This window comes from Calidithermus chliarophilus DSM 9957 (assembly GCF_000430045.1).
Taxonomy (GTDB): Bacteria; Deinococcota; Deinococci; order Deinococcales; family Thermaceae; genus Calidithermus; species Calidithermus chliarophilus.
Genome location: NZ_KE387026.1, coordinates 138,944 through 150,678, shown reverse-complemented (window position 1 = coordinate 150,678; position 11,735 = coordinate 138,944). Strand labels below are relative to the sequence as shown.

The window sequence follows — 11,735 nt, the reverse complement described above, 5'->3', positions numbered from 1 at the left end:
GGAAGTGGGGCTGTAGTTGGCCTGGGGGGCGGGCACAACCCCAGTGGATGATTAACCCCAACGAGGCGTTTTGCGTCTTGCGTTTTGCGTTTGGCTATCAGCTATCGACTATCGACTATCAGCACCCCCTCACTACGGCTCCAACACCAACGTCTGGACCACCGGGTAATCCCGCGTTTTCATCGGCAGGTAGCGGTTTTCCTTCCACAGCGGCAGCAGGTCGCTGTAGTGGGGGCTGAAGAGGTGGGCGCTCTGGCCGGTGGGGAGCATGAAGAGGGAGTTTTCCGGGTTGGCCAGGTCCACGATCTGGCGGTAGGTGGCGCCGCCGTTGGTGCGGAGGGTTTGGGGGTCGTAGGAGGCGCGCTCGAGGGTGTAGTTGTCCCCGCCCTGGGGGAGGGTGCGGTCGGAGATGAAGCGCAGGGGGGTGTGGGTGAGGATGGAGTGGGTGAAGCGGGCGGCGTGGGCGTCGCCCCAGCGCGGGACCTGGCGGCCCAGGCGCAGCAGGGTTCGTTCGAAGGCCTGGGCGGCGTAGGCCAGGCAGTCGCGCCCGGGACAGTTGGGGTCGCCGTGCTCGAGCGCGCGCAGCAGGTAGCGGGGCTGGTCCCAGAACTCCAGCCCGATCTCGCGGCTGGGAAGGCGCGAGAGCTCGCTGTACCAGGCGTTGAACACGGTGGGCTCCTGCAACTCGGGCCGCATGTCGCCGTCCCAGGCCAGCAGGCGCTGCCGCCAGGCCTTGGCCTCGGGGCTCGACAGCGGCAGGCGGGCGATGGAGGGGCGGAATTGCTCCACCAGCAGCGAGCGGGTGTCGAGTTGCATGGCCTGCATGTCCTCCAGGCCGAACTTCTGAGGCCGGGAGAGCAACTGCCGGATGCGCTCGACGCGGTAGGGCTGTTCCCAGTCCACGGTGAGCAGGTGGGGGTAGCCGGGCTCGAGCACCTTGTTGTTGGCGGTCGCGACGAAGCCCTGCGCGGGGTTGTAGTGCTGGGGCCACTCGGCCGGGGCGACCCAGCCGCGCCAGTCGTACTCGCCCGTGCCCGCCACCGGCAGCGCGCCCACGTGCCCGGGCTGGCGCAGGGGGAAGCGGCCCGCCGAGAGCTGCCCGATGTTGCCCTCGCGGTCGGCGTAGACGAAGTTTTGGGTGGGTACGGCGTAGTCGGCAAGGGCTTCCTTGAACTGCTGCCAGTCGCGCACCCGGCCCAGCTTGACCACGGCCTCGAGGGTGCGGTCGCCGGGCTCGAGGCCCACCCAGCGCAGGGCCACCGGGGTCTTGCCCGCCTCGCCCACCAGGTCGTTGAGCACGGGGCCGTAGACGCTCTCGCGCACCACGAGCTCCACGTCCTTGCCCCCGCGCACCCGGATGACCTCCTTGCGCTCGGCGAAGGGAACCACCCGGCCGCCGTACCAGTACCCCTTACCGATGGGGCGCAGCACGTAGAGGTCCTGAACGTCGGCGCCCATGGCGGTGACGCCCCAGGCTACGTGGGGGTTGCGCCCGATCACCACCCCCGGCAGCCCGGCCACGCTGGCCCCGATGACGTTGTAGCCGGGGGCCTCGAGGTGGACTAAGTACCACGGGGAGGGGACGCTCAGCCCCAGGTGGGGGTCGTTGGCGAGCAGGGGGGCGCCCGTGCGGGTGCGGCTCCCGGCCACTGCCCAGTTGTTGGAGGCGGTGCGTAGGTCGCGCTCGGCGGGCAGCAGGCCCGCCGGCAGGCCGCGCACGTAGCTCAGCAGGGCCTGCTCCCGCAGCTCGAGCCGCCCCAGCCGCTGCACCTGCGCCGCGTCGGCGGAGCGCTCGATGGCGGCCTCGTCGCCGGGGTAGGGCGGCAGCAGCTCGTTCATGCGGGCCACGCTCATGCCCTGGCGGGCGCGGGCGTAGCGCCCGAGCTCGTAGCGCCAGTTGCCGGAGAGGTCGAAGGCCATCACCTTGGCCCACACCAGCACGTCGGCGGCGCTCCAGGGGCGGGGCTTGAGCCCCTGGACGCGGTACTCCAGCGGCAGCGGTGGGTCGGAGGCGAGGTAGCTGTTGATGCCCTGCCGGTAAGCCTCCACCACCGCCTTGCCCTCGGGCGAGAGCCCTTCGTAGGTGCGCTCGGCGGCGCGGTAGAGCCCCAGCGTGCGCATGAACTTGTCCTGCGCCAGCGTCGCGCTGCCGAAGAGCTCGGACAGCCGCCCGGCCCCGATGTGCCGCTGCAGGTCGATCTGGAACAGCCGGTCCTGGGCGTGGGCGACCCCCAGCGCAAAGAAGGCGTCAGGCACCGACTGCGCCCGGATGTGCACGACCCCGCTGGGCTCGCGCTCGAGCGTCACCGGCGCCCGCAGGCCCTCCAGGCGCAACCGCCCCTCGTACTGCGGGCTGCAACACCAGCGCACCACCTGGGGCAGCGCCAGATAACCCAGTCCCGATCCGACCGTCACTGCCAAAGCCAGCCCGAACACGACCTTTGCCCATCGCTTCAACCTGATCCTCCCCCTTACACACCACCACGCGACGGCGATGAACCCGATCTATAGTCAGGACGGCGGAATGAGGACAGACCACGGCCTCAGGCCAATTTCGAGCCCGATTTTTCGAGAAATTTAGGGCAGCCCCAGGGGTGAACGCAAAGGGCAGCAGAACTGCCGGATCGAGGGGCTTTTCCCCAATCCGGCAGTATTCTACCTGGAATGCGCTTAAATTGCAGCCACTTCGAAGGGCGGTTCCAGCATTTGATTAGCTTCCTTAACCTTTTCCTCGCCGGCGATCACCGCGAGGGCGGCCTCGCCCGAGAGGTAGGTGTGGGCCACCCGGCGCAGGTCGCCCAGCGTCACCTGCAGCAGCCGCTCCTTGTACTGCCGCTTGCGCTCGAGGGTGTAGCCCGCGAGGTCGTCGAAGAAGCGGGTGCGGCCCTTGGAGTCGGGGGAGAGCAGGGGGTCGATGTCGCCGGCCGCGCTCATGATGGCCTCCTTGACCTTTTCGGGCTCGAGTTCTCGGGCCAGGAAGTCGTGGATGCCGCCGTACACCTCGAAGGTGCGCACGATGTGGGGGTCGCGGTAGGACAGCAGGCCGAACATCCCGCTCTCCGGGTTGAACACGGCGAAGCCCCCGTAGGCCCCACCCTTCTCGCGGATCTCCTTGTGCAGGTACTCCGAGCGCAGCAGGTTGGCGAGCGCTTGCAGCGCGGGCGCGTCGGGGTGGGTGTAGGGCACCGTCTGGAAGAGCTTGGCGTCGTAGGCCACGGCCACGGCGGTGGTGCGCGCCTGGGGAACCAGCCTCTTGCCGGGCAGGCTCCCCTCGCCCGCCCCGGCGACGCCCGCCCCGTCGGGCAGCGCGGCCAGGAGCTGCTCGAGCCGCTCCTCCAGCTCCGGCAGCACCGCCTCCTCCGCCGTCACGCACACCCGCAGCCCGCCGCTGCGGAAGAGGTGCTGGCGCAGGGCCTCGAGGTCGTCGAGCAGCCCGCTCAGGCCCGCTTCGTCCAGGGCGGCCAGGCGCTTGAGGGTCGCGACCTGGGAGAGCCCCTCCAGCCGCTCCCGCAGCGCAGCCACCCCGCCGAACTGCTGCGCGGCGAGCCGCATGGCGTAGACGTGGCCCGCCTGCACGACCTGGGCCTCGTAGCTCGCCTTGAGCTGCCCCAGCAGGTTCTTGAGGTGGGCCCTGTCCCAGCGCAGCGCGGTGAGCAGGTCGCGCAGGATGGCGAAGAACTCGGCGTGGTTGCGGTAGAGCGCCTTGCCCGACAGGCCGAAGGAGCGGCGGAAGGCGCCGAAGTCCTCGGGGAGCGAGCGCAGCGAGGCCCCGGCGGTCAGGCCCCCGGTGTGGGCCTCGACGCGGGCGGCCATCTCGAGGTAGTCGCTCTTCCCCCCGCCCATGCGCGTCACCACGAAGGCGAAGAGCGGCAGCAGCTCGAGGTAGCGCTCGGGCAGCCCCGAGAAGTCGAAGCTCAGGTCGAGGTAGCTGATCCCGTTGGTGGGCTGGGGGAAGAGCCCCACCGTAGCGCCCTGCACGATCTTGACGACATGGGGCACGTCCTCGAAGCCCATGGGGATGTCGGCGAGCTCGAGGGTCGGCAGCACCGAGCGGTCCTCCTTGGCCTCCTGCCGCTGCTTGAGCGCCTTGGCCTCCTCGACGATGCGCCGCACCTCGGCCTCGGAGAGGCTGGCCCGGACGCGCTCCAGCTTCTCGCGCTCCTCGCGCTCCTGCCGTTCGGTGAGGGTCTGGTCGGGCTTGAGCACGATGGTGGCGCGGTGGGGGTTGTCGAGGAAGTGCTTGCGGATGAGGTTCTCGAAGAACAGGCCCTTGGCGCGCTCGGCCTGCAGGCGCTCCAGCGCCGCGTCGAACTGCAGCGCCAGGTAGGGGTCGCCCCCGTGGAGGTAGGGCCCGGCCATCTGGAAGAAGACCTTGAGCGCGTAGGGGAAGCCCTGGTTCGACACCTCGCGCGACTCGAGCTCCAAGCGGTGGATGGCCGCGTCCACCATGCCCTGGTGCACGCCCCCGCGCACGAGCTCGTGCAGGGTGTCCAGGATCAGCCCCTCGATGCGGTCGGCGTCCTCGGGGTTGACCCCCTTGAGCCCGGCGGCGAACACCGCCTCGCGGAAGACGGTGTTGAAGCCGGTGCTGTCGGCCAACGCCTCGCCGATCTTGCTCTCGAGCAGCGCCTTGCGCAGGGGCGAGGCGGCGTTGGCGAGCAGCACCCGCTGCAGCACCGACAGCCCCAGCACCTCCACCACGTCGCCGACGAAGGTGGTGAGCCACGCCACCAGCACCTGCGACTTCTTGTCGGGGTTCTCGCTGGGGGCCAGCGGGTAGACGGCCTCGTGCCGCCGGGGCGCGCTGAAGCGCTCCTGGTCGGGGATGGCGGTGCCGGGGTCGATGCGGCCGAAGCGCGCGAGGGCGTAGCGCTCGATGGCGGTGAGGGTCCGCTCGAGCGGCAGGTTGCCGTAGGTGTAGAAGTAGGCGTTGGAGGGGTGGTAGTGCCGCGCGTGGAAGTCCTTGAGCGCCTCCCAGGTGAGTTCGGGGATGTGGCGGGGGTCGCCGCCGGAGTTGTTGGCGTAGGTCAGCCCGGGGAAGACCGCCCGGCCGAGGTTGCGGAACATGACGTAGGCAGGAGTCGACATCATGCCCTTCATCTCGTTGAAGACCACCCCGCCGTACTGCAGGGGCGAACCGGGGTTTTCGAGCTCGGCGAACTGGTAGCGCCAGCCCTCCTGCCGGAAGGCCTCGTAGTCGATGCGGGGGAAAAAGCAGGCGTCGAGGTAGACCTCGAGCAGGTTGTAGTAGTCCTTCTCGACCCGGGTGGAGAAGGGGTAGGCGGTGCGGTCGGGGTAGGTGAGCGCGTTCATGAAGGTGGCGAGCGAACGCGGCATCATGCTGAAGAAGGGATCGCGCACCGGGTAACGCTCCGAGCCCGCGAGCACGATGTGCTCGAGGATGTGCGCGATGCCGGTGGAGTCCTGGGGTACGGTGGGGAAGCTCACGCAAAAGGCGTTGTTGTCGTCGGGGCAGGCGACGTGGATGTGCTGGGCGCCGGTGGGCTCGTGCAGCAGGCGGATGTACTGGCCCCGGAGGTGCGGCAGCTCCCGCACTTCCAGCACCCGGTAGTTGCCGATCTTCTGGCTTGCTTCCAGTGTGGTCATGCCGTCAAGCCTAAGGCATGTCTGCTCGAGGGAAAAGGGTTAGAGCACTCTTCGTAATGATTTAAGCCTCTCACTAACTCGACCTTTGCGTCGTGTACAGAACAGTTGCCTCCCGGATGGGAGGCAACGTCTGTGAAGAGTGCGATAAAACCCGGAATGTCCCGCTCGATCGAGCGGGACATTCCGAAAGGCGAACTCGAGAGCCGCTTTTACTCGCCCTGAGCCGGGGCTTCGGCGGCGGGAGCCGCTTCTCCGCCCCTGCCGCCCACGCGGGCGCGGTCGGTCTTGATGCGGGCCGCCTTGCCGCGCAGGTCGCGCAGGTAGTACAGCTTGGCGCGGCGCACCTTGCCGTAACCCACCACCGTCACCGAGTCGATGAGGGGGGAGTTGAAGGGGAACACGCGCTCTACGCCTTCGCCGAAGGAGATCTTGCGCACGGTGAAGGAGGAGTTGAAGCCGTTGCGCTTGACCTTGATCACCACGCCTTCGTAGGCCTGGATGCGGGTCCGGTTGCCTTCGCGCACCTTGTAGTTGACCTTGACGGTGTCGCCGGCGCGGAAGGGGGGGATGTCGGTACGGACGTACGGCTGTTCGACAACTTTGAGTAGGGCACCACGGTTCATGGCTTGCTCCTGTTCCCAGCGGAACCTTTGCTTGCGTCGCCTGGGCGACGGGTTCTTGGGTCGATAGGCCTCGAGCGTGCCACGCAGCGCGCGACACTCGGCACAGCGGCTTGAAAGTATAGCAGCAGCGCACAGGGAGAGTCAAACAGGGAGGGCGGCAGTCAGCCGTCAGCTCTCAGCGGTCAGCTTGTAGCTCGTGGTTTACCCTTCCCGGCGCGCGGGGAGGGTTTATCCCCCCTAACCCCCCTTGCTAAGGGGGGAACAAGGCGTCTGGCGTTTTGCGTTTGGCTATCGGCGTTTCGCGTTCGGCACACTTCACGCCTCCTCCTCGAGCCACGCCAGATCCTTCGGCGTCAGCTCGGCGTGCTCCAGGAGGTCCGGCCGCCGCTGCTTGGTGCGCAGCAGGGCCTGTTTCCGGCGCCACTCGGCGATCTTGGCGTGATGGCCCGAGGTGAGGATTTCCGGGACGCCCAGGCCGCGGAACTCGGGGGGGCGGGTGTAGTGGGGGTAGTCGAGGAGGCCCTGGGCGAAGGAATCCTGCTGGTGGCTTTCGGCCTCCTTGATCACGCCGGGGACGAGCCTCGAGGTGGCCTCGAGCAGCACCAGCGCGCCCAGCTCGCCGCCCATCAGCACGTAATCCCCGATGGAGACCTCGCGGGTGACGAAGTGCTCCACCCGGGCGTCGATGCCCTCGTAGCGGCCGCACACCAGCACCAGGTGCTGCTTGGCGGCGAGCTCCTCGGCCATGCGCTGGTCGAAGGGCCGGCCCGCGGGGGACAGCAGGATCACCTCGTCGGCGGGGCCGGCGGCCTCGATGGCCTTCACTACCACGTCCACGCGCATCACCATCCCCGCCCCGCCGCCGTAGGGGGTGTCGTCGACGGTGCGGTGCTTGTCGGTGGCGTGCTCGCGGATGTCGTGGACCTCGACCTCGAGCAGCCCCCGCTCGAGGGCCTTGGCGATGAGCGACTCCTCGAGCCAGGGCCGGATCAGGTTGGGGAAAAGGGTCAGGATGGTGTATTTCATAGCGGTGCGCCGGGCGCGGGCCCTTCCAGCTTAGCCCCTGCGGCCGGCCGGGCAATCCTGCATCATACACCCTGCCGCTGAGGCTTGCATATGTTATTTACATAACCCAAAGCCGGTGTTATACTCCTTCGGATGGACCGCATCATCGTACGTGGAGCGCGGGAACATAACCTCAAGAACATTACCGTTGAACTGCCCCGCGGGCAGTTCATTGTCATTACGGGGGTCTCGGGCTCGGGCAAGAGCACCCTGGCCTTCGACACCATTTACGCCGAGGGCCAGCGGCGCTACGTGGAGTCCTTGTCGAGCTACGCCCGCCAGTTCCTGGGGGTGATGGAGAAGCCCGACGTCGACAGCATCGAGGGGCTCTCCCCGGCCATCTCCATCGACCAGAAGACCACCTCGCACAACCCCCGCTCGACGGTGGGCACCGTGACCGAGGTCCACGACTACCTGCGCCTGCTCTTCGCGCGGGTGGGCACCGCCTTCTGCCCGCACTGCGGGCGGCCCATCGAGCGGCAGTCGGCCTCCGAGATCACCGACCGGCTCTTCCGCCGGCCCGAGGGCACGCGGGCCATCCTGATGGCCCCGGTCGTGCGCGGGCGCAAGGGCGAGTACCGCAAGGAGTTTTTGCAGCTCCAGAAGGAGGGCTACGCCCGGGTGCGGGTGGACGGGGTGATCTACACCCTCGAGGAGGCCCTGGGCCTCAAGCTCGAGAAGTACGAGAAGCACGACATCGACTTGGTGATCGACCGGGTGGTGCTCAAGGCCGAGGAGCGCAGCCGCATCGCCGAGTCGGTCGAGCTGGCGCTGCTGCGCGGGGAGGGCCTGATGCGGGTGCTCTACCCCGACGACGCCAGCGAGGAGCTTTTCTCCGAGAAGTTCGCCTGCCCCGAGCACGGCAGCGTGCTCGAGGAGCTCGAGCCGCGCATCTTTTCCTTCAACGCCCCCTACGGCGCCTGCCCCGACTGCTCGGGGCTGGGCTACAACCAGGTCTTCGACCCAGCGCTCGTGGTCAACCCCGAGCTCTCCCTGGCCGAGGGGGCCATCATCCCCTGGTCCAAGGGGCGCGACAACGGCAAGGGCTACCTCTGGGACCGCCTGCGGGCGCTGGCCGAGCACATGGGCTTCGACATGAAGGCCCCCTTCAAGGAACTGCCCAAGGCCGCCCAGGACGCGGTCATCTACGGGCTGCCCGAGCCCTTCGAGGTGGTGTTCCGCCGGGGCGGGCGCGAGACGCTGCGCTTCCAGGTGCACTACGAGGGCGTGCTGCCGTGGCTCGAGAAGCGCTACCAGGAGACCGAGTCGGAGGGGCTGCGCGAGGCGCTGGAGGCCTACATGACCCTCCAGCCCTGCCCGGCCTGCTCGGGCACGCGCTACAAGAAGGAGGTGCTGTCGGTGCGGGTGGGGCTGTTCAACATCGCCGACGTGTCCAACCTCCCCGTGCGCGAGGCCCGGCAGTTCTTCGAGGCGCTGGGCCAGAACCGCGTCATCGAGGCCTGCGAGCGCCTGGCCGAGTTCCGCATCCCCATCGAGGGGCTGGCCGAGCCGTCGGAGAAGCGCGACCTCAACGAGTTCCAGGCCCAGGTGGCCGCGCCCATCTGGCGCGAGATCACCAGCCGGCTGGGCTTCCTCGAGGACGTCGGCCTCGACTACCTCACCCTCGACCGCGCCGCCAACACCCTCTCGGGCGGCGAGGCCCAGCGCATCCGCCTGGCGACCCAGGTGGGCTCGGGCCTCACCGGGGTGCTCTACGTGCTCGACGAGCCCTCCATCGGGCTGCACCCCAAGGACAACCAACGCCTCATCGGCACGCTGAAGAAGCTGCGCAACCTGGGCAACACCCTGCTCGTCGTCGAGCACGACGAGGACACCATGCGCGAGGCCGACTGGATCGTGGACATGGGGCCGGGTGCGGGCATCCACGGCGGGCACGTCGTGGCCGAGGGGGTGCTGCAGGACATCCTCGACAACCCCAACAGCCTCACCGGGGCCTACCTCAAGGGCACCCGGCACATCGAAGTCCCCAAGCTGCGGCGCAAGGGCAACGGCAAGAGCCTCGTGGTGCGCGGTGCCCGCGAGCACAACCTCAAGAACGTGGACCTGCGCGTCCCGCTCGGCCGCTTCGTGGCGATCACCGGCCCCTCGGGCTCGGGCAAGAGCACCCTCGTGCACGACGTGCTCTACGCCGCCCTCGCCCGCGACCTGATGCGGGCCAAGACCATCCCCGGGCGCTTCGACAAGATCGAGGGCTTGGAGCACCTCGACAAGGTCATCGAGATCGACCAGTCGCCCATCGGCCGCACCCCGCGCTCCAACCCCGCGACCTACACCGGCATCTTCGACGAGATCCGCGACCTCTTCACCAAGACCCCCGAAGCCCGCAAGCGCGGCTACCAGGCCGGGCGCTTCAGCTTCAACGTCAAGGGCGGGCGCTGCGAGGCCTGCGGCGGCGACGGCACCAAGAAGATCGAGATGCTCTTCCTGCCCGACCTCTACGTGCAGTGCGAGGTGTGCAAGGGCAAGCGCTACAACAAGGAGACACTGGAGGTCAAGTTCCGCGGCAAGTCCATCGCCGACGTGCTCGACATGACCGTCGAGGAGGGCCTGGCCTTCTTCGAGAACGTGCCCACCATCGCCCGCAAGCTCCAGCTCATGCTCGACGTGGGCCTGGGCTACATGAAGCTCGGCCAGCCCTCGCCCACGCTCTCCGGCGGGGAGGCCCAGCGCATCAAGCTCGCCACCGAGCTTGGCCGCAAGGCCACCGGCCGCACCCTCTACATCCTCGACGAGCCCACCACGGGGTTACACTTCGAGGACACCGCCAAGCTGCTCAACGTGCTGCACCGCCTGGTGGACGCGGGCAACACGGTGGTGGTCATCGAGCACAACATGGACGTGGTCAAGACCTCCGACTGGGTCATCGACCTCGGCCCCGAAGGCGGGGCCCGGGGCGGCCAGATCGTCGCGGAGGGCACCCCCGAGCAGGTCGCCAGCACCCACAGCCCCACCGGGGCCTTCCTGGCCCGCATCCCCGAGATCGCGCAGAAGACGGGCGTGGCGGCGGACTAGGCTTCGCGTAAGGGCGGTCAACGGCCGGTGGCTGGGCCGGGAAGGTCGGCTCGAGCCAACCCCCGGCCGGGCGGGGCCTTCATTTGAGGTTTAGACTCACCGCCCCCCCGGAAGCCGGGCGATAAAGTTAGAGGAAATCTTTATCCCTCACGCCGGAGGTCGTGGTGGGTGAGGGGCTCGAGTGCGTCGTCTGGAGATGGGGGAGAGTGGCATGAGCGCGTGGCCTAAAGGAGTGTTGCTGGGGCTGCTGGCCCTGGTGGGGTGCAGCAACCGCCCGCCGGCCCCGGCCTATACCGGCGAGGTCAGGATCGAGAAGGCCGAGGTCGGCCAGAGCCTTCTCAAGGACGGGCTGCGCCTGGTCGGGGGGAAGCCGGCGCTGCTGCGGGTCTACTACACCGCCGACCGGCCCGAGCTGCCCGCCAGGCTGCGGGCGCGGGTGTTCGCCGCCGGGACCTACCTGGGGGAGCTGAAGCTCGAGGGGGCCGCCCAGGTGCCGCAGGCTGCCCGCGTGGACGAGCTCGGCTCCACCTACAACGCCACCGTCCCGGCGGAGTGGGTCAAGCCCGGGCTGAGGGTCGAGCTCGAGGCCGACCCCGACAACGCCATCGGCGAGGGCGTGGAGACCGACAACCGGCTCACCCTCGAGCCCGCCGTGGGCAAGGAACTCGCCTTCTACCTCACCGTCGTCCCGGTGGTGGTGGGCGGCAAGGCCCCGCCCGCCTACGACCTCGAGACCATCCGCAAGAACCTGCTCAAGCTCTGGCCCCTCACCAGCGTCGACGTGAAGGAGCGGGCCGGCTACACCTCGCAGTACACCGACTGGGGCCAGCTCCTGGGCGAGTGCCGCCGGGTCCAGGTCAGCGACAACAGCAGCCGCGCCTACTACTGCGTCGGCAACATCGGGGGCGGCATCGCCTACGTGCCCGGCCGCACCGCCTTCGGCCAGCCGAGCTTCCGCGTGATGACCCACGAGGTCGGCCACAACTTCGGCCTGCTCCACGCCCCGTGCGGGGTGGAGGGCGACCCCAACTACCCCTACCCCGGGGCCCCCACCCAGACCTGGGGCTACGACCGCTTCGCCAACGCCCTGCAGGCCCCCACGCTCAAGGACATCATGAGCTACTGCAGCCCCAACTGGGTCTCCGACTACCACTACGACAAGGCGCAGGGTTACCTCGAGAAGTACCCCTCGAGCCCCAACCTGCGTGCGACGGGGCAGGGCCCCTCCTACCTCGTCAGCGGCAGGATCAGGGACGGCCAGGTCCACCTGGACCCGGTCTTCAAGCTCGGCCTTGCCCCCGACGCGCCCCGCGCGGGCGGCTACCGGCTGCGGCTGCAGACCGCGAGCGGCGCCGTGGAGGCCGCCTTCGAGCCCGAGACCGTCGAGGTGCCCCACGGCAGCCAGGC

Annotated in this window: 6 protein-coding genes; 2 read left to right on the top strand and 4 right to left on the bottom strand. The window is 68.8% G+C overall.

Translation table 11 applies throughout. From position 1 onward, the window contains the following. Positions 1-132 precede the first annotated feature (132 nt). The 4 genes from MEICH_RS0116955 to trmD form a co-directional block, all read right to left on the bottom strand. Complete coding sequence (locus MEICH_RS0116955; RefSeq protein ID WP_245587702.1) at positions 133-2,457, bottom strand: penicillin acylase family protein; 2,325 nt, start codon at positions 2,455-2,457, stop codon at positions 133-135. Between the two features lie 213 nt (positions 2,458-2,670). Next, a complete protein-coding gene (locus MEICH_RS0116950) occupies positions 2,671-5,607 on the bottom strand; it encodes an insulinase family protein (protein ID WP_027893582.1) in 2,937 nt (978 codons plus the stop codon). Between the two features lie 209 nt (positions 5,608-5,816). After that, entirely contained in the window at positions 5,817-6,230 is a 414-nt protein-coding gene (gene rplS, locus MEICH_RS0116945; RefSeq protein WP_027893581.1) for a 50S ribosomal protein L19, read from the bottom strand. 315 nt (positions 6,231-6,545) lie between these two features. Beyond that, positions 6,546-7,256 carry a tRNA (guanosine(37)-N1)-methyltransferase TrmD gene (gene trmD / locus MEICH_RS0116940; RefSeq protein ID WP_027893580.1) on the bottom strand — a complete coding sequence of 237 codons (711 nt, stop codon included), beginning with the start codon at positions 7,254-7,256 and terminating at the stop codon, positions 6,546-6,548. 132 nt (positions 7,257-7,388) lie between these two features. On the opposite strand from trmD, the gene uvrA reads away from it, so the two are divergent. Then, a complete protein-coding gene (gene uvrA, locus MEICH_RS0116935; RefSeq protein ID WP_027893579.1) occupies positions 7,389-10,328 on the top strand; it encodes an excinuclease ABC subunit UvrA in 2,940 nt (979 codons plus the stop codon). 211 nt (positions 10,329-10,539) lie between these two features. Further along, positions 10,540-11,735 (top strand): M66 family metalloprotease (locus MEICH_RS25705; protein ID WP_245587701.1); only part of this gene is annotated, 1,196 nt, incomplete at its 3' end.